The organism is Kitasatospora sp. NPDC030952, from assembly GCF_055571335.1.
Window position 1 is genome coordinate 1 of the sequence record NZ_JBVIFM010000033.1, and the last position, 17,591, is coordinate 17,591.

A 17,591-nucleotide genomic window follows, 5' to 3' on the forward strand; every position below is an offset into this window, starting at 1 on the left:
TGACTTTTGGCACGCTGTTGAGTTCTCAAGGAACGGACGCTTCCTTCGGACCGCCTTCCAGCGGGCCCTCCGGGCGCTTCGTTCTTTCGTGTTTCCAGCTTAGCAGATGTTTTTCGCTCCGTTTACCGGGGCTTTTCGCATCCGAAATCTGGTGTTAACCGCCAAGTCGCGGCGACTCGACCAACCATAGCGGGTCGATGACCGGAGTGCGAATCGAGGCGCGTCCGGGGTCACCCGGGTGGCGGCATGATTTGTTGCTCTCGCGAGCATATACAGCAATGGTCCTGATTCGCCAAGATGCCTGTAGAGTGCGGCGCATCGACCAAGAGGACTAGACCAGTCATGAGTCGATGTGACGCCGGTCGGTAGACGGGCGGGGGCGTGGTTCTTCGCCCGGGAACGTCGACAGTTGTCCGAAGTTGACATGATTTAGGCTTCAGCTGATCGTGTGCCGCACCTCGCGGCCGCTCGCTGTATTGCGCACTTGGGAGGCACCACCATGACCACTGTGACGTCGCCGCTGACCGGCAAGGTTGTCGGGCTCGCCGGCGTGCCGGACCCGGTGTTCTCGGGTGCGATGGTCGGCCCCGGCACCGCGATCGACCCGGTCCGTCAGCCCACCGAGGCGGTCGCTCCGGTGGACGGTGTCGTCGTCTCGATGCACCCGCACGCCTTCGTCGTGGTGGACGCGGACGGGCACGGTGTGCTGACCCACCTCGGGATCGACACCGTGCAGCTGAACGGCGAGGGCTTCGAGCTGCTGGTCAAGAAGGGCGACACGGTGACCCGTGGTCAGGCCGTGATCCGGTGGGACCCGGCCGCCGTCGAGGCTGCGGGCAAGTCGCCGATCTCGCCGATCGTGGCGCTGGAAGCCGCTCCCGACTCGCTGACCGACCTGCGCGAGACCGGCGAGGCCAAGGCGGGCGACCAGCTGTTCAGCTGGAGCTGACCCCTCTATCACCGACACACACCCGCCCCGCAGGAGTTGACGGGGCGACCCGGCACTCAGCGGTTCCCGGCGGGGCCGCTCCTCTCAGCGGAGATACAGGTACATGGAGAAGACACTGCACGGCGTGGGTGTCAGCCACGGGGTCGCGATCGGCCAGGTGCGGCACATGGGCACGGCGGTCCTGGAGCCCCCGGCCACCCAGATCCCGACCGAGGACGCCCCGCGTGAGCAGGCGCGCGCCCAGGCGGCCGTCGAGGCGGTCGCCGCGGACCTGATCGCCCGCGGCAATCTGGCGGGCGGTGAGGCGCAGGCCGTGCTGGAGGCCCAGGCGCTGATGGCGCAGGACCCGGAGCTGATGGCCGATGTGTCGCGCCGGATCGCCGTCGGCAGCAGTGCCGAGCGCGGTGTGTACGACGCCTTCGCCGCCTACCGGGCGCTGCTGGCCTCCGCCGGGGAGTACCTGGCCGGACGGGTCGCCGACCTGGACGACGTGCGCAACCGCATCGTGGCGCGGCTGTTGGGCGTGCCGATGCCGGGCGTGCCGGACAGCGACGAGCCGTACGTGCTGTTCGCGCGGGACTTGGCCCCGGCCGACACCGCGCTGCTGGACCCGACGCTGGTGCTCGGCTTCGTGACCGAGGAGGGCGGGCCGACCAGCCACAGCGCCATCCTGGCGCGGGCGATGGGCGTGCCGGCCGTGGTCGCGCTGCCGGGGGCGTCGGACGTCGCCGAGGGCACCGTCGTCGCGGTGGACGGCAGCTCGGGCGACGTGCTGCTGGAGCCGTCGCAGGAGAAGCAGGACGAGCTGCGGGCGATCGCCGCCGAGCGCAAGGCCGTGCTGGCCGCCTCCTCCGGCCCGGGGCAGACCTCGGACGGGCACCGGGTGCCGCTGCTGGCCAACGTGGGTGGCCCGGCGGACGTGCCGGCCGCGCTGGAGAACGGGGCGGAGGGCGTCGGCCTGTTCCGTACCGAGTTCCTGTTCCTGGACGACTCGGCGAAGGCTCCCAGCGAGGAGAAGCAGGTCGAGGCGTACCGCAAGGTGCTGGAGGCCTTCCCGGAGGGCCGGGTCGTGGTCCGGGCGCTGGACGCGGGCGCGGACAAGCCGCTGGACTTCCTGACCCCCGCCGACGAGCCGAACCCGGCGCTGGGCGTGCGCGGTCTGCGCACCCTGCTGGAGCACCCCGAGGTGCTGGCCACCCAGCTGCGGGCGCTGGCCAAGGCGGCCGAGGGCCTGCCGGTGCACCTCGAGGTGATGGCCCCGATGGTGGCCGACCGCAAGGACGCCGCGGACTTCGCGGCGGCCTGCCGCCAGGCCGGGCTGGACGCCAAGTTCGGCGCGATGGTGGAGATCCCCTCGGCCGCGCTGCGGGCCCGGGCGATCCTGCAGGAGGTCGAGTTCCTGTCGCTGGGAACCAACGACCTCGCTCAGTACACCTTCGCCGCCGACCGTCAGGTCGGTGCGCTGGCTCGGCTGCAGGACCCGTGGCAGCCGGCCCTGCTGGACCTGGTCGCCGCGGCCGCCGACGCGGCGCGGGTGACCGGCAAGAGCTGTGGCGTCTGCGGTGAGGCCGCCTCGGACCCGCTGCTGGCCGTGGTGCTGACCGGTCTGGGCGTCACCAGCCTGTCCATGGGCTCGGCCTCGATCCCCTACGTGCGGACCACGCTGGCCAAGTACACCCTGGCGCAGTGCCGCCGGGCGGCCGAGGCGGCCCGGGCCGCGGACAGCGCCGAGGAGGCGCGGGCCGCCGCCCAGCAGGTGCTGTCGGGCGAGTGAGACGGTAAGAGCAGGAGAAGGGGCGCCCCCACCGCACCGGTGGGGGCGCCCCTTCGGCGTTCCCGAGGGCTGGGTCAGGCCTGGCGGTCGGCCCGCAGCTGCTCGAAGAAGCGCAGGTGGTCGATGTTGTCGACGGAGCCGGGGTTGACGGCCTGCTCCAGCGGGGTGCCGGAGAGGATGCGCTTGACCGGGACCTCGATGCGCTTGCCGGTGAGGGTGTGCGGCAGGCCGCGGACGGCGATCACCTCGTCCGGGACGTGGCGCGGGGAAAGCTCGGTGCGCAGCGAGGTGCGGATGCGGCCGATGACGTCCTCGTCCAGTTCGGCGCCGGGGGCCATGACCACGAAGAGCGGCATCCAGTAGCCGCCGTCGGGCTCCTCCAGGCCGATGACCAGGGATTCGGCGATCTCGGGGAGGCGCTCGACCACCTCGTAGATGTCCGAGGAGCCCATCCGGACGCCCTGGCGGTTGAGGGTGGAGTCGGAGCGGCCGTGGATCACGACGGTGCCCCGGGAGGTGACGGTGATCCAGTCGCCGTGCCGCCAGACGCCGGGGTAGGTGTCGAAGTAGCTGTCGTGGTAGCGGGTGCCCTCCGGGTCGTTCCAGAAGCCGGTGGGCATCGACGGGATGGGCCTGGTGACGACGAGTTCGCCGACGGTGTCGGTGTGCGGGTGGCCCTGGACGTCCCAGGACTCGACGGCGGCGCCGAGGCAGGGGGCCTGGATCTCACCGAGGTACACCGGCAGGGTGGGGACGCCGCCGACGAAGCAGGAGCAGACGTCGGTGCCGCCGCTGACCGAGGCGAGCCAGACGTCCTGCTTGACCTCGTCGTAGATCCAGCGGAAGCCGTCGGGCGGGAGCGGGGAACCGGTGGTGCCGATGCAGCGGACGGCGGAGAGGTCGAGGTCGCGGCCGGGGTGCAGCTCGGCCTTGCGGCTGGCGATGACGTACGCGGCGGAGGTGCCGAGGACGGTGGCGCCGGTGCGGGCGGCGACGGACCACAGGGCGCCGGTGTCGGGGTGGCCGGGGCTGCCGTCGTAGGTGACGATCGTGGCCCCGACCAGGAGGCCGGCCAGCAGGAAGTTCCACATCATCCAGCCGGTGGAGGTGTACCAGAGGAAGCGGTCCTGGGGGCCGAGGTCGAGGTGGAGGCCGGCCTGCTTGAGGTGCTCCAGCAGGATGCCGCCCTGGCTCTGGACGATGGCCTTGGGCAGGCCGGTGGTGCCGGAGGAGTAGAGGACCCAGAGCGGGTGCTCGAAAGGGACGGGCTCGAAGACCGGCTCGACGTCCTCGGCGACCAGGTCCTCCCACTGGAGGGCGCCCTCGGGCGCCGGGGCGCCGAGCAGCGGGACGTGCACCACGGTGTGCAGGCTGGGGAGTTCGCGGCGCAGCTCGGCGACCACCTCGGTGCGGTCGTGGTCCTTGCCGCCGTAGTGGTAGCCGTCGACGGCGAAGAGGACGGCGGGTTCGATCTGCTGGAGGCGGTCCAGGACGCTGCGGGCGCCGAAGTCGGGGGCGCAGCTGGTCCAGACGGCGCCGACGGCGGCGGTGGCGAGGAGGGCGACGGCGGCCTGCGGGATGTTGGGCAGATAGGCGCCGACCCGGTCGCCGGGGCGGACGCCGCGGGCGCGCAGGGCCGCGGCCAGCGAGCCGACCTGGCGGCGCAGCTCGGACCAGGTGAGCACGGCCGGCTGCTCGGTGGTCTCGTCCAGGTGGAGGATCGCCGGGCGGTCGGGGCCGGTCTCGGCGGCACGCAGGGCGTGCTCGGCGTAGTTGAGGCGGGCGCCGGGGAACCAGCGGGCGCCGGGCATGGCCGGGTCGGCGAGGACGGCCTCGGGGGCCTCGGTGAAGCGGACGTCGAACCACTGGGTGACGGCCGTCCAGAAGCGGTCGAGGTCACCGGTGGACCAGGCGTGCAGGTCCGCGTAGCGCCGGGCGGCCTGCTGGTCGTCGGCGGCCGGGGCGAGCGGGGCGGCCGGGGCGCCGTGGTGCTCGGCGGCCCAGGCCTGGAAGGCGACCAGGCTGGTGGCGGCGGCGCGAGCGGGGTTGGGGCGCCAGAGCGGCTGGTCCTGGGAAGGGGTGCTCACGGTGGTGGTCTCCCGGCCGGTGGTGGGGACGGGTGAGCTCGTGGCCAACCCGTCCGATTGGGCTGTCGGTGCAGACCATGCCATGTGAGCGCCCGCTGCGCCAGGGTCGGCCGGCGGGTCAGCGGGGGGCGAACTCGCCGTCGAACCAGCGGCGCAGGACGCCGTTGTGGAAGTCCCAGACGAGCGGGGTGTCGGCGGTGGCGAGCAGCCAGCCCTCGGTCTCGTCGGTGGGGCGCGAGGGCGGGAGTTCGGCGAGTGGCCGGGCGGGGAGGAGCCCGCAGAGCATCACGAAGCGCCCGTTGGGGTCGGAGGCGGTGTGGATCAGCCGGACGTCGGCGGCGTCGGCCGGGATGCCGGTCTCCTCGCCGAGCTCGCGCACGCACGCCTGCTGCCAGCTCTCGCCGTAGTCCAGGTAGCCGCCGGGGAAGGCGAGTTCGCCGTAGCCGGGTTCGATGGTGCGGCGGATGACGACCAGGGCCGGGTCGGCGCCGGGCCGGGTGACCGGCAGGACGGTGACAACGACGGGCAGCGGGTTGCGGTAGCTGATCTCGGCGCAGCCGGGGCAGGTGCGGGGCCAGGTGTCGGTGCCGACCGGGTACGGCGTGCCGCAGAAGTGGCAGTGGGAGAACGGCCGGTGGGCGGTCCGCGGCGCTTCGTCGGTGGTCATGGGCGGATGGTAGCCGGGGGCTCGGCGGGCCCGATCGGCGGCGGGCCTTCGGTGGCCGGCCCCTCGCAGTCGGGCTGGTCCTCGCGGGCGGGGCGGAGCAGGGCGGGGTGGAGCAGCCGGGCGCTGCCGGCGTGGTACGTGCGGGCCCGGGGGCCGCCGCGGGCGCCGCCGCGCTCGGTGGTGGAGCCGGTGCTCTCCACGAAGCCCGGGACGGAGAGGACCTTGCGGTGGAAGTTGCCGGGGTGGAGCTTCTCGTCCCAGACGGCCTCGTAGACGGCGCGGAGGTCGGGGATGGTGAAGTCGTACGGCAGGAAGGCGGTGGCGAGCGGGCTGTACTCCAGCTTGGCGCGCACCCGGTCGAGGCCGTCGGCCAGGATGCGGGCGTGGTCGAAGGCCAGCCGGATCGGGCCCGGTGGGACCGGCTGGGGGCCGGTGTGCCCGTCGACGCCACCCCCGTGGGTGTCGGCGGGCACACCGGCGGCTTGGGCGCGGTCGGCGGACCGCGGGGCCGGGTCGAGGTCGGCGACCGGGTGCCAGGCGGCGGCCGCGGCGTCCGTGCCGGCCTGCGGGTCGGGCAGGTCCGGGGCGAAGGCCAGGTAGGCGACCGAGACGACGTGCATCCGCGGGTCCCGCTCGGGGGCGCCGTAGGTGCCGAGCTGTTCGAGGTGGAGCCGGCAGAGCGCGGCCTCGGCGGCGCCCAACAGGCCCGTCTCCTCGGCGAGTTCGCGGGCGGCGGCCTCGTCGAGGCTCTCCTCCCCCGCCTTCAGGAAGCCGCCGGGCAGCGCCCAGCAGCCCTGGTAGGGCGGGGCGCCGCGCTCGACCAGCAGCACGTGCAGTCGGCCCGCCCGTAGCGTCAGGGCCACCACGTCGACGGTGACGGCGACCGGGGTGTAGGCGCGCGGGTCGTACGCGGCGAGCCACTCCTGCTCGGCCGTGGGCCCGGCGGCGGGCTGGGGGGACGTGTCGTCCGCTGCCATCGCCGGCTCCTCTCCGCGCCCCTGGGGCACCTGGTGCTGTCGTTCTCGGGATGAGCACAACGTAACGACTTCGTTCCCCGGCGGCAAACGGTTTTCCCGGCCGCCGGCGGTCTCCGGCTTCTAGGCTGTGACCAGGAACGACCGTGCCCGAGGAGGCCCAGATGCGCACTGCTCCCCCGCCGGACTTCGCCACGGCACTGGCGGCCGGCCCGCTGGTCCTGGACGGCGGGATGTCGAACCAGTTGGCCTCCGCCGGGCACGACCTGTCGGACGCGCTGTGGTCGGCCCGGCTGCTCGCGGACGACCCCGGTGCCGTGGTGGCCGCGCACCGGGCGTACTTCGCGGCCGGGGCCGAGGTCGCCATCACGGCGAGCTACCAGGCGAGCTTCGAGGGCTTCGCCCGGCGCGGGGTGGGCCACGCGGCGGCGGCCCGGCTGCTGGCGAGCAGCGTGGAGCTGGCCCGGGAGGCGGCGCGGGCCGAACCGGGCGGGCGGCGGCGCTGGGTGGCGGCCTCGGTCGGCCCGTACGGGGCGGTACTGGCGGACGGTTCGGAGTACCGCGGTCGGTACGGGCTGAGCCACGCGGAGCTGGTGGCCTTCCACCGGCCGCGGCTGGAGGTGCTGGCGGCGGCCCGGCCGGACGTGCTGGCGCTGGAGACGGTGCCGGACGTGGACGAGGCGCGGGCGCTGCTGGAGCTGGTGCGCGGGCTGGGGGTGCCGGCCTGGCTGTCGTACAGCGTGGCGGGTGGCCGGACCAGGGCCGGGCAGCCGCTGGCGGAGGCGTTCGCGCTGGCGGCGGAGGTGGACGAGGTGCTGGCGGTGGGCGTCAACTGCTGCACGCCGCAGGACGCGGACCAGGCGGTGGCGGTGGCCGCCGAGGTGACCGGGAAGCCGGTGGTGGTGTACCCGAACAGCGGGGAGCGGTGGGATCCGGAGCGCCGGGACTGGCGCGGGGAGCCGACCTTCCGTTCGGCGCGGGTGGGCGGCTGGCTGGCGGACGGCGCCCGGCTGGTCGGCGGCTGCTGCCGGGTCGGCACGGACGGGATCGCCGCGCTGGCGGCCGAGGTGACCGTGCGGCGCGGGGTCGCGGCGGAGCGCGGCGGCAGTGCGGCGGGGCGCGGCCGGGGGCCCGCGTGGGCGGCCTCCCCGGCCCGGCCCGGTGGCGCGGGCGCCTGAGCAACCGGGCCCGGGTGGCGGCGGAGCGGGGGTCGCCGAGTAGGGGTCGCGGAGCGGGGGGGTCGCGGGGCGGCTCCGGCGCGGCGGCGCGGAAGGTTAACACCAGGCCGAGCGCGGGTTACCGAGGGGGAAGGTGCACGGACGTCCGGACGCCTGGCAGACTCGTCCCCGTCACCACTGCGGTCGACAATGTCGACCGCCTGTCAGCCCGGAGGTATCCATGCCCGGCCCGATCCAGTCGCTCTCCCGGGCCGCCGCGATCATGCGCCTGCTGGCCGGCGGTGAGCGCCGCCTGGGACTTTCCGAGGTCGCGACGGCGCTGGATCTGGCCAAGGGCACCGCGCACGGCATCCTGCGCACGCTGCAGCAGGAGGGGTTCGTCGAGCAGGATCCGGAGAGCGGCAAGTACCAGCTGGGCGCCGAGCTGCTGCGGCTGGGGCAGAGCTACCTGGACGTGCACGAGCTGCGGGCGCGGGCGCTGGTGTGGGCGGACGACCTGGCCCGGGCGGCCGGCGAGACCGTCTACCTGGGGGTGCTGCACCACCAGGGCGTGCTGATCGTGCACCACGTGTTCCGGCCCGACGACACCCGGCAAGTGCTGGAGGTGGGCTCGATGCAGCCGCTGCACAGCACCGCGATCGGCAAGGTGCTGGTGGCCTACGACCCGGTCGCGCGCGGGGAGCTGGGCGACGGCCCGTACGAGTCGTACACCGTGCGGACGTTGACCGAGGCGACCGACCTGGACGCCGAGTGCGCGCTGATCCGCGAGCGCGGCTGGGCGGACTCGATCGAGGAGACCTGGGAGGGCGTGGCCTCGATCGCCGCGCTGATCCAGGACCGGCGGCGCAACCCGGTGGGCGCGGTCTGCATCAACGGGCCGGTGGAGCGGGTCTGCGAGGACGGCTTCGTGAAGCCCTCGCTGGTGGCCTCGGTGCGCAGCGCGGCGCGGGCGATCTCCCGCGACCTGGGCGCCGGGCGGTTCTGACCGGAGCGGTCTCTTCGTCACGCTGAGGCGCGGACGGGCGGTGAGCCTGTCCGCGCCTTGGCGTTTTGCCCCGATTCGGGACGCTCCGCTGGGTAACTTCGGGGGACCCGCCGAGGGAAGGGTCACAGCTGCGTAACCCCGCCTTGACGCGGGGCCGACCCGGGGAGGAAGCTTCCGCATGACGGTCGACATTGTCGAACGGCGGCCGGGAAGATCACTCCCACAATGCGCTCACCCGCACAGCGATCGACCGGCCCACCCCCACCCGCACCTCCGGGCCATGACAAGGGAGTCTTTGTGTCCGCGTTCTCCAACGGCGACGTCTTCGTCGGCGAAACCCTCGGCACCGCCGCCCTGATACTCCTCGGCGGTGGCGTCTGCGCCGCCGTGACCCTCAAGAAGTCGAAGGCCGTCAACGCCGGATGGCTGGCGATCACCTTCGGCTGGGGCTTCGCGGTCCTCATCGCCGCCTACATGTCGGCTCCGAAGTCCGGCGCGCACCTCAACCCGGCCGTCACCATCGCACTCGCGGTCAAGAGCGGCGAGTGGAGCCAGGTGCCGCTCTACCTCGGCTCCCAGCTGCTCGGCGCGATCATCGGCGCCACGCTGGTCTGGCTCACCTACCTCGGCCAGTTCCAGGCCAACGAGGAGCCCACCCTCGGCATCTTCTCGACCGGGCCCGAGATCCGGAACCCGATCCAGAACGTGATCACCGAGGTCATCGGCACCTTCGTGCTCTGCTTCGCGATCCTCACCATCGGTACCAACTCCGGCCTCTCGCAGTCCGGCACCAGCACCCTGATGGTCGCCTTCACCGTCGTCGGCATCGGCCTCTCCCTCGGTGGTCCGACCGGCTACGCCATCAACCCGGCCCGTGACCTCGGCCCGCGCATCGCCCACGCCCTTCTGCCGATCCCCAACAAGGGCAGCTCCGACTGGTCGTACGCCTGGATCCCGGTCGTCGGCCCGATCCTGGGCGGCCTGGCGGCCGGTGGCCTGTACAACGCCATCTTCTAGAAACCGCCGGGTTCGAACCCACCGAGCACGGGGACTGACCGGACGTCCGTGTCAGGCCCACCCACCCCGTAACCCCCGAACTTGAGCCGAGGACCCTCCACATGACCTCCACTGGCAACTACATCGCCGCGATCGACCAGGGCACCACCTCCAGCCGCTGCATCATCTTCGGCGCCGACGGCCGGATCGTCTCCGTCGACCAGCAGGAGCACCGGCAGATCTTCCCCCAGCCCGGCTACGTCGAGCACGACGCCGCCGAGATCTGGACCCGGGTGCAGTCGGTCGTCCGCGGTGCGCTGGAGAAGGCCGGGCTGACCAAGGACGACATCCGCGCGATCGGCATCACCAACCAGCGCGAGACCACCGTCCTGTGGGACAAGAACACCGGTGAGCCGGTCCACAACGCGCTGGTGTGGCAGGACACCCGCACCGAGGCGCTCTGCCGCGAGCTGGGCCGCAACGTGGGCCAGGACCGCTTCCGCCGCGAGACCGGCCTCCCGCTGGCCAGCTACTTCGCCGGCCCGAAGATCCGCTGGCTGCTGGACAACGTCGAGGGCCTGCGCGAGCGCGCCGAGGCCGGCGACATCCTGTTCGGCACCATGGACACCTGGGTGATCTGGAACCTCACCGGTGGTGTCGACGGCGGCAAGCACGTCACCGACGTGACCAACGCCAGCCGCACCATGCTGATGAACCTCAAGACCCTGGCCTGGGACGAGGACATCGCCGAGTCGATGGGCGTGCCGATGGCCGTCCTGCCGGAGATCCGCTCCTCCGCCGAGGTGTACGGCGAGGCCGTCGGCGACCTGGCCGGCGTCCCGGTCGCCTCCGCGCTCGGCGACCAGCAGGCCGCGCTGTTCGGCCAGACCTGTTTCAACGAGGGCGAGGCCAAGTCCACCTACGGGACCGGCACCTTCCTGCTGCTGAACACCGGCGAGAAGATCGTCAACTCGTACCACGGCCTGCTGACCACCGTCGGCTACCGGATCGGCGACCAGGCCCCGGTGTACGCGCTGGAGGGCTCGATCGCCGTCACCGGCTCGCTCGTCCAGTGGCTGCGCGACCAGCTCGGCATCATCTCCACCGCCGCCGAGATCGAGACCCTCGCCAACACGGTCGAGGACAACGGCGGCGCCTACTTCGTCCCGGCCTTCTCCGGCCTGTTCGCCCCGTACTGGCGCTCCGACGCCCGCGGTGTGATCGCCGGTCTGACCCGGTACGTCACCAAGGGCCACCTGGCCCGGGCCGTCCTGGAGGCCACCGCCTGGCAGACCCGCGAGGTCGTCGACGCCATGCAGAAGGACTCCGGGGTCGAGCTCACCGCCCTGAAGGTCGACGGCGGCATGACCAGCAACAACCTGCTCATGCAGAACATCGCCGACGTCCTGGACGCCCCGGTCGAGCGCCCGTACGTGGCCGAGACCACCGCCCTCGGCGCGGCCTACGCGGCCGGACTCGCCGTCGGCTTCTGGAACGACCTCGACACCCTGCGGGCCAACTGGCACCGCGCCGCCGAGTGGACCCCCCGCATGGACGAGGCCACCCGGGAGCGTGAGTACAAGAAGTGGCTCAAGGCCGTGGAGCGCACCATGGGCTGGGTGGAGGAAGAAGAGAACAACTGACCGACCAGCCGGTCGGGGCCCCGGGCCCCGACCGGCCGCCCGCTGTTCAGGCAACGGGCGTCACCGCGTTTCACCGGCCCGCCGCACCGGGCCGACCGGCCTCTCTCGCAGGGGCCGCACCGCACACGAGAGGAGTAACGGCGCCGCCCGACCAGCGCGCCGTACACAACCACCATGGCAACCATCCCGACCCTGGGCGCCGAGCGCACCGCCGGCCGCACCGCCTCCCGCGCCGAGACCCGTGAGCTGCTCGGCAAGGCCACCTACGACCTGCTGGTGATCGGGGGCGGCATCCTCGGCACGGCCGTCGCCTGGACCGCGTCCCAGGCCGGCCTGAAGGTCGCCATGGTCGACGCCGGCGACTTCGCCGGCGCCACCTCCAGCGCCTCCTCCAAGCTCGTCCACGGCGGCCTGCGCTACCTGCAGACCGGCGCGGTCAAGCTGGTCGCGGAGAACCACAAGGAGCGCCGCGCGCTCTCCACCGACGTGGCCCCGCACCTGGTCAACCCGCTGACCTTCTTCGTGCCGGTCTACAAGGGCGGCCCGCACGGCGCGGCCAAGCTCGGCGCCGGCGTGTTCCTGTACTCGGCGCTGTCCGCCTTCCGCGACGGCATGGGCCGGGTCTCCACCGCCGCCCACGCCGCCCAGCAGGTGCCCGCGCTGCGCACCGAGGGCCTGCGCTCGGTGGCCGTCTACGGCGACCACCAGATGAACGACTCGCGCGTCGCGGTGATGACCGTGCGCGCCGCCGTCGACGCCGGCGCCGTGGTGCTCAACCACGCCGAGGTCACCGGCCTGCGCTTCACCGGCGGCCGGGTCACCGGCGCCGAGCTGCGCGACCGCCTGGACGGCACCGAGTTCGGCGTCAACGCCCGCCTGGTGCTCAACGCCACCGGCCCGTGGGTCGACCACCTGCGCACGATGGAGGACGCCGGCGCCGCGCCGTCGATCCGCCTCTCCAAGGGCGCCCACGTCGTGGTCAAGCGCCGCTCGCCGTGGCGCGCCGCGCTGACCATCCCGATCGACAAGTACCGCGTCTCCTTCGCCATCCCGTGGGAGGACCACGTCCTCCTCGGTACCACCGACGAGGAGTACACCGGCGACCCGAAGGACGTCCGGGCCACCGACGCGGACATCGACCAGATCATGGGCGAGGCCGCGCACGCGATCCGCGACGAGCACCTCGACCGCGACCTGATCACCTACTCCTTCGCCGGCCTGCGCGTGCTGCCCGGCGGCCCGGGTGACACCGCCGCCGCCAAGCGCGAGACCGTCGTCACCGAGGGCCGCGGCGGCATGCTGTCGGTCTCCGGCGGCAAGTGGACCACCTACCGCCACATCGGCCGCGCCGTGCTGGAGAAGCTGGCCCACGTGCCCGGCACCAGCCTCGGCGAGGACATGTCCCCGATCGCCCCGACCGTCCCGCTGCCGGGCGTCGGCGCGCCGAACGCCGTGGCGCACCGCCTGCTGATCGACCGGGAGCCGGGCTCGCGGATGGAGCCGCTGGTCGCCAAGCACCTGGCCAGCCACTACGGCACCCTCTCCTTCGAGATCGCCCGCATGATCGACGAGAACCCGGAGCTGGGCCGGCCGATCCACGAGGACGGTCCGGACGTCTGGGCGCAGGTCGCCTACGCGGCCGAGAACGAGTGGGCGTACACCACGGACGACGTCCTGCGCCGCCGCACCACCATGACGGTGCGCGGGCTGGACACGCCGGAGATCCGCGACGAGGTCGAGGCCTTCCTCGCGAAGCGTGGGAGCAAGTAAGGCACAGCCTCGCGAAGCGTGGGAGCAAGTAAGCACCTTTGCCGGTAGGCAACTTGCGGTACGACGGGCGGGCGTTCGGGGTTTCCCCGGGCGCCCGCCCGTCGTTTCGCCAGATGACGGCGCCGGCCTTGACCACGTGCCTGAGGTGCCGTTCCGGGCGGGTCAGCACGGTGGGGTCGGTTAGCGGGTCGCCGTCGACGACCGGCAGGTCGGCGTGGGCGCCCGGGGCGAGGGTGCCCGAGCTGGTGCCCCCGGGGGCCGATGCCGGGCAGGCGACGGCGGCGGTGCTGTCCGGGCTGCTCGGGCCCTGATCCGGCGCCGACCGAGTGCCGACCGAGTGCCGACCGGGCGCCGGCCGGGCTCTCCAGTGCCCACGGGAACGCCGAGGGGCGGCACCCGTACGGTACGGGTGCCGCCCCTCGGCGGTGGGGTGCGCTGGTGCGCTAGATGAGCATGCTCAGCGGCAGGATCAGCGCTATCGCGACCACCGAGATGATCGTCTCCATCACCGACCAGGACTTCAGCGTCTGCCCGACGCTCATCCCGAAGTACTCCTTGACCAGCCAGAAGCCGGCGTCGTTGACGTGCGAGAGGAACAGCGAGCCGGCGCCGATCGCGAGCACCAGCAGGGCCGCGTGGGTCGAGGACATGTTCGCGGCGAGCGGGGAGACGATGCCGGCCGCGGTGATGGTGGCGACCGTCGCCGAGCCGGTGGCCAGGCGGATCAGCACCGCGATCAGCCAGCCCAGCAGCAGCGCGGAGATGTGCCACTCCGCGGACCAGTGGCTGACCATGTCGCCGACGCCCACGTCGATCAGGGTCTGCTTGAAGCCGCCGCCCGCGCCGACGATGAACACGATGCCGGCGATCGGGCCCAGCGCCTTGCCGACGGTGTCGGAGATCCGCGCCCGGTCGAAGCCGGCCGCCTTGCCGAGGGTCAGCATGCCGAGCAGGGTCGCGGCGAGCAGGGCGATCAGCGGGGAGCCGATGAAGTCGAACACCCGCTGGCCGACCGCCTTCGGGTCGTCGATCACCACGTCGGCCAGGGCCTTGCCGAGCATCAGCACGACCGGCAGCAGGATGGTCGCCATGACCGCGCCGAAGGACGGGGTGTGCTCCCGCTCGGCCTTCTCCTCGGGGGTGACGGCGGCCGGGATCTCCAGCGGGCCGACCCAGCGCTCGGCGACCCGGGCGAACAGCGGGCCGGCCACGATCAGGGTCGGGACGGCGATCAGCAGGCCGAGCGCCAGGGTGATGCCGAGGTCGGCCTTCAGGGCGTCGATGGCGACCAGCGGCCCCGGGTGCGGGGGCACCAGGCCGTGCAGCACCGACAGGCCGGCCAGCGCCGGGATGCCGACCCGCATCAGCGGCACGTTGCCGCGGCGGGCGACCAGCAGCACGATCGGGATCAGCAGGACGACGCCGACCTCGAAGAACAGCGGCAGGCCGAGTACGGCGGCGATCAGCGCCATCGCCCACGGCAGTGCCTTGTGGCCGGTCCGGGACAGCACGGTGTCCGCGATGATGTTGGCGCCGCCGGAGTCCGCGAGCAGCTTGCCGAGCATCGCGCCCAGGCCGATCAGCAGGCCGACGCTGGCCACGGTGGAGCCGAAGCCCGTGGAGAAGCTGCTCAGCAGCTTGTCGAAGGGGGCGCCCGCGACGGCGGCCAGCAGGCCGGAGCCGAGTGTGAGGGCGAGGAACGGGTGCAGCTTCAGCTTGGTGATCAGCAGGACGATCACGCCGATGCTGAGCAGCACCGCGATCAGCAGCTGGGAGTTGCTGCCGGTGTGCGGCAGGGCCGGTGGGGCGGCTGCCAGGAGGGTGGGGGACAGGCTACTCACGCGAGGTCTCCATTGACGGGCCGCAGCAGCGCCACGGCCATCTCGACGAGTTCTTCGGGGGACGGGCCCACGTCCAGGACCGCGCCGCGCTCGTCCGCGCCCAGGGCCTCCAAGGTGGCGTACTGGGATCCGAGCAGCGACGTCGGCATGAAGTGGCCGGAGCGGTGGGAGAGCCGGTCCTCGACCAGCTGGTGACCGCCGCTGAGGTGCAGGAAGAAGGCGTCCGGGGCGTCCGCGCGCAGGATGTCGCGGTAGCCGTGCTTCAGCGCCGAGCAGGTGACCACGCCGCCGGTGCCGGCCTCGGTGCGCTCCCTGAGCCAGGCGCCGATGGCGCGCAGCCAGGGTTCGCGGTCCTGGTCGTCCAGCGGGGTGCCGGCGGACATCTTGGCGATGTTGGCCGGCGGGTGGAACTCGTCCGCCTCGGCGAAGGGGAGATCGAGGCGGTCGGCCAGGAGGCGGGCCAGCGTGGTCTTGCCGACACCGGAGACGCCCATCACCACGACGGTGAGGGGGGCGTCCGGGACGGCTCGGTTCTCGACGTTGAGAGCCATGGGGTGGTGCTCCTTCGTTGCAGGCCGCCACTATCGCCTCAAAGATATGACGTATTCAAGTGGCGGAAACCAAATCGTCATACTTTTACCGTGTGGGCTCGGTCGCAGTGCGCCCGGTGGCGGAGGAGGCGGCCGGGAGACCTCGGGCCGGGGCGTCTAGGCTGGGCGGATGGAGATCCAGGGGCTGCCCGGTCGGGTGCTTGACGAGCTCGGGCCGGCGATCGCGTCCGGGGAGATCCCCGAGGGCGCGGTGCTGCGCGCGGAGGACCTGGAGGAGCGGTTCGGGGTGTCCCGGACGGTCGTCCGGGAGGCGGTGCGCGTCCTGGAGGGGATGCGCCTGGTGGCGTCCCGGCGGCGGGTCGGGATCACCGTCCAGCCGAAGTCGCTCTGGGACGTCTTCGACCCGATGGTGATCCGCTGGCGCCTGGCCGGTGCCGACCGGCCCGCCCAACTGCGCTCGCTCGGCTCGCTCCGGATGGCCGTCGAACCGGCCGCCGCCGCCCTCGCCGCGACCCACGCGACCGATGACGACCGGCGCGAACTCAGCTCGCTGGCAGTGGAGTTGACGGTCTCCGCGCGGGAGGCCGACCTCACCACCTTCCTCCGGCACGACATCGCCTTCCACGCCCTGGTGCTGCGCGCCTCCGGGAACGAGATGTTCGCCCACCTCGGGGACACCGTGGGAGCGGTGCTCACCGGACGGACCGAGTACCATCTGATGCCCCATCAGCCGGAACCGTACGCGATCCGGCTGCACCGGGAGGTCGCCGACGCGATCTGCGCGGGCGACGCCGTCCACGCCGAGCAGGCGATGCGGACCATCGTCACGGGGGCCCTGGAGGAGCTCAACCTCCAGTTGGGGTGAGCCGGCGCCACCGCCTGTCCGGATGACACGATTTGGCGGCAATTCAATGGATTCGGACGCATGGTCCGGGTTTCGCGGGGCAGAGTGAGGCAAGGGGGCGCGTTTCCCGTGCGCCCGCTTCTCGTACGCCACCGGATTCGCGCCTGGGGGTCGCCCGATGTCCGTGCCACGCCGCCGTCGCCGCCTGCCCGACGAGGTGCGCTCCGCCGCGGTCCGGGCGGTGCTCTGCCTGGCCTTCACGCTGGTGGGCGTGGTGGTCGCGACGCTGGCCTCGTACGCGGGCAGTTGGCTGATGACGCCCGCGCTGCTGGCGATGGGGCTCGGGGTGTTCGGCACGATGTGGTGCCTGCTGGAGATCCTGATCTCCCGCCAGGTCGCCGCCCAGCGGCTGCGCGGGCCGAACTCCGCCTCCCCGATGGCGGGCAGCCGGGTCGCACCCGAGCCGCTGGCCGCCCGGCCGTTCCCCCGGGCCGGTGGGGCGGCGCCGCAGTATCCACAGCAGTACCCGCAGCAGCAGCCCCAACAGCCTTACCAGCGCGGGGTGTCGGCCGCTAGGGGACGACCCGGTAGTGGGTGGTGAGCCGGCCCGCGTCGTCCAGGACGTGGAAGGCGAGCATCGGCGGGTGGTCGAAGCTGATGCCGCGCCCGCCCTCGCAGGGCAGCGTGACGGTGGAGACCACCCCGGGCGCGACCAGCACCGGCAGGCCGGCGAAGGTGGTCGCGGCGGGGGTGTGGGAGTGTCCGCAGAGCAGCGCGGCCACCCGGGGGTGGCGGCGCAGCACCTGCGCCAGGCGGGCCTCGCCGAACTGGCGGATCCGGTCGATGCTCGGGATGTAGAGCTCGACCGGCGGGTGGTGGAAGGCCACCAGCGCGGGCAACTCCTGGCGGCCTGAGGAGAGTCGGGCGTCCAGCCAGTCGAGGGTGTCGTCGGCCAGCAGGCCGTCGTCCTGCTCGGGTATCGAGGAGTCGAGCATCAGCACGTCGACACCGGGCAGCCGGTGCAGCCGGTTGACCGGATCCGTCGACGGCTCCTCGCCGAGCAGCACCTGGCGGTACGGCGCCCGGACGTCGTGGTTGCCGGGGCAGGTGAGCACCGGGTGCCGCGAGTCCAGCACTTCGACGACCTGCCGGTACTCCTCGGGCAGGCCGTGGTCGGCGAGGTCGCCGGTGACCAGCACCGCGTCCAGCGGGCCGGGCAGGGCATCGAGGTACGCCATCACCTGCTCGGCCCGCCGCCGGGCCCGCTTGCCGGCGTCCCGATGGTGGACCTGGCCGAGGTGGATGTCACTGAGGTGTGCGATCGTCAACATG

General features: G+C 72.8%; 15 protein-coding genes. 9 read left to right on the forward strand and 6 right to left on the reverse strand.

All coding sequences use genetic code 11. From position 1 onward, the window contains the following. The first annotated feature begins 499 nt into the window (after positions 1-499). Positions 500-949 (forward strand): PTS sugar transporter subunit IIA, encoded by a 450-nt coding sequence (locus ACZ47G_RS36025; protein ID WP_465750123.1) that lies wholly within the window; start codon positions 500-502, stop codon positions 947-949. Positions 950-1,052: 103 nt separating this feature from the next. Continuing rightward, a complete protein-coding gene (ptsP, locus tag ACZ47G_RS36030) occupies positions 1,053-2,723 on the forward strand; it encodes a phosphoenolpyruvate--protein phosphotransferase (protein ID WP_465750125.1) in 1,671 nt (556 codons plus the stop codon). A gap of 74 nt (positions 2,724-2,797) precedes the next feature. Here ptsP and ACZ47G_RS36035 read toward each other — a convergent pair whose 3' ends face one another. The 3 genes from ACZ47G_RS36035 to ACZ47G_RS36045 are packed head-to-tail and all read right to left on the reverse strand — an operon-like array spanning position 2,798 to position 6,454. After that, a complete protein-coding gene (locus ACZ47G_RS36035; RefSeq protein ID WP_465750127.1) occupies positions 2,798-4,894 on the reverse strand; it encodes an acetoacetate--CoA ligase in 2,097 nt (698 codons plus the stop codon). 34 nt (positions 4,895-4,928) lie between these two features. Next, positions 4,929-5,477: an NUDIX domain-containing protein gene (locus ACZ47G_RS36040; protein ID WP_465750128.1), complete on the reverse strand. Its 549-nt coding sequence runs from the start codon at positions 5,475-5,477 to the stop codon at positions 4,929-4,931. Further along, complete coding sequence (locus ACZ47G_RS36045) at positions 5,474-6,454, reverse strand: NUDIX hydrolase (RefSeq protein WP_465750130.1); 981 nt, start codon at positions 6,452-6,454, stop codon at positions 5,474-5,476. Before ACZ47G_RS36045 ends, ACZ47G_RS36040 begins: the two co-directional genes overlap by 4 nt. A gap of 161 nt (positions 6,455-6,615) precedes the next feature. On the opposite strand from ACZ47G_RS36045, the gene mmuM reads away from it, so the two are divergent. From mmuM to ACZ47G_RS36070, 5 genes are all read left to right on the forward strand, one after another. Beyond that, entirely contained in the window at positions 6,616-7,629 is a 1,014-nt protein-coding gene (gene mmuM, locus ACZ47G_RS36050; RefSeq protein ID WP_465750133.1) for a homocysteine S-methyltransferase, read from the forward strand. Positions 7,630-7,849: 220 nt separating this feature from the next. Beyond that, positions 7,850-8,614 carry an IclR family transcriptional regulator gene (locus tag ACZ47G_RS36055; protein ID WP_380463287.1) on the forward strand — a complete coding sequence of 255 codons (765 nt, stop codon included), beginning with the start codon at positions 7,850-7,852 and terminating at the stop codon, positions 8,612-8,614. A 297-nt stretch (positions 8,615-8,911) separates the two neighbouring features. Beyond that, positions 8,912-9,631 carry an MIP/aquaporin family protein gene (locus ACZ47G_RS36060; protein WP_465750135.1) on the forward strand — a complete coding sequence of 240 codons (720 nt, stop codon included), beginning with the start codon at positions 8,912-8,914 and terminating at the stop codon, positions 9,629-9,631. A gap of 101 nt (positions 9,632-9,732) precedes the next feature. Further along, positions 9,733-11,253 carry a glycerol kinase GlpK gene (gene glpK / locus ACZ47G_RS36065; RefSeq protein ID WP_380463283.1) on the forward strand — a complete coding sequence of 507 codons (1,521 nt, stop codon included), beginning with the start codon at positions 9,733-9,735 and terminating at the stop codon, positions 11,251-11,253. A gap of 174 nt (positions 11,254-11,427) precedes the next feature. Beyond that, positions 11,428-13,023: a glycerol-3-phosphate dehydrogenase/oxidase gene (locus tag ACZ47G_RS36070; RefSeq protein WP_380463281.1), complete on the forward strand. Its 1,596-nt coding sequence runs from the start codon at positions 11,428-11,430 to the stop codon at positions 13,021-13,023. Between the two features lie 443 nt (positions 13,024-13,466). Here the strand turns inward: ACZ47G_RS36070 and ACZ47G_RS36075 are convergent, their stop codons facing one another. Together ACZ47G_RS36075 and ACZ47G_RS36080 are read right to left on the reverse strand one after the other, a co-directional pair. Next, a complete protein-coding gene (locus tag ACZ47G_RS36075; protein ID WP_465750138.1) occupies positions 13,467-14,864 on the reverse strand; it encodes a GntP family permease in 1,398 nt (465 codons plus the stop codon). Beyond that, on the reverse strand, positions 14,861-15,415 hold the full coding sequence (locus ACZ47G_RS36080) for a gluconokinase (protein ID WP_465750140.1): 555 nt from the start codon (positions 15,413-15,415) through the stop codon (positions 14,861-14,863). The genes ACZ47G_RS36075 and ACZ47G_RS36080 overlap by 4 nt, the downstream gene beginning before the upstream one ends. A 169-nt stretch (positions 15,416-15,584) precedes the next feature. Here ACZ47G_RS36080 and ACZ47G_RS36085 point away from each other — a divergent pair, with 169 nt between their 5' ends. Together ACZ47G_RS36085 and ACZ47G_RS36090 are read left to right on the forward strand one after the other, a co-directional pair. Beyond that, on the forward strand, positions 15,585-16,280 hold the full coding sequence (locus tag ACZ47G_RS36085) for a FadR/GntR family transcriptional regulator (RefSeq protein WP_465750142.1): 696 nt from the start codon (positions 15,585-15,587) through the stop codon (positions 16,278-16,280). A gap of 157 nt (positions 16,281-16,437) precedes the next feature. Then, positions 16,438-16,860, forward strand: coding sequence for a hypothetical protein (locus ACZ47G_RS36090; RefSeq protein ID WP_465750144.1), 423 nt, complete (start codon positions 16,438-16,440; stop codon positions 16,858-16,860). Here ACZ47G_RS36090 and ACZ47G_RS36095 read toward each other — a convergent pair. Further along, the gene (locus ACZ47G_RS36095) at positions 16,832-17,590 is read right to left on the reverse strand and encodes a metallophosphoesterase (protein ID WP_465750146.1); all 759 of its coding nucleotides are present in this window, start codon (positions 17,588-17,590) and stop codon (positions 16,832-16,834) included. The two genes, ACZ47G_RS36090 and ACZ47G_RS36095, sit on opposite strands and share 29 nt — an antisense overlap. Between the last annotated feature and the right edge of the window lies 1 nt (position 17,591).

Coding starts and splice junctions, on each gene's coding strand:
- ACZ47G_RS36025 (WP_465750123.1), top strand. CDS start 500: ATGACCACTGTGACGTCGCCGCTGACCGGCAAGGTTGTCGGGCTCGCC.
- ptsP (WP_465750125.1), top strand. CDS start 1,053: ATGGAGAAGACACTGCACGGCGTGGGTGTCAGCCACGGGGTCGCGATC.
- ACZ47G_RS36035 (WP_465750127.1), bottom strand. CDS start 4,894: ATGGCATGGTCTGCACCGACAGCCCAATCGGACGGGTTGGCCACGAGC.
- ACZ47G_RS36040 (WP_465750128.1), bottom strand. CDS start 5,477: ATGACCACCGACGAAGCGCCGCGGACCGCCCACCGGCCGTTCTCCCAC.
- ACZ47G_RS36045 (WP_465750130.1), bottom strand. CDS start 6,454: ATGGCAGCGGACGACACGTCCCCCCAGCCCGCCGCCGGGCCCACGGCC.
- mmuM (WP_465750133.1), top strand. CDS start 6,616: ATGCGCACTGCTCCCCCGCCGGACTTCGCCACGGCACTGGCGGCCGGC.
- ACZ47G_RS36055 (WP_380463287.1), top strand. CDS start 7,850: ATGCCCGGCCCGATCCAGTCGCTCTCCCGGGCCGCCGCGATCATGCGC.
- glpK (WP_380463283.1), top strand. CDS start 9,733: ATGACCTCCACTGGCAACTACATCGCCGCGATCGACCAGGGCACCACC.
- ACZ47G_RS36070 (WP_380463281.1), top strand. CDS start 11,428: ATGGCAACCATCCCGACCCTGGGCGCCGAGCGCACCGCCGGCCGCACC.
- ACZ47G_RS36080 (WP_465750140.1), bottom strand. CDS start 15,415: ATGGCTCTCAACGTCGAGAACCGAGCCGTCCCGGACGCCCCCCTCACC.
- ACZ47G_RS36085 (WP_465750142.1), top strand. CDS start 15,585: ATGGAGATCCAGGGGCTGCCCGGTCGGGTGCTTGACGAGCTCGGGCCG.
- ACZ47G_RS36090 (WP_465750144.1), top strand. CDS start 16,438: ATGTCCGTGCCACGCCGCCGTCGCCGCCTGCCCGACGAGGTGCGCTCC.
- ACZ47G_RS36095 (WP_465750146.1), bottom strand. CDS start 17,590: ATGTTGACGATCGCACACCTCAGTGACATCCACCTCGGCCAGGTCCAC.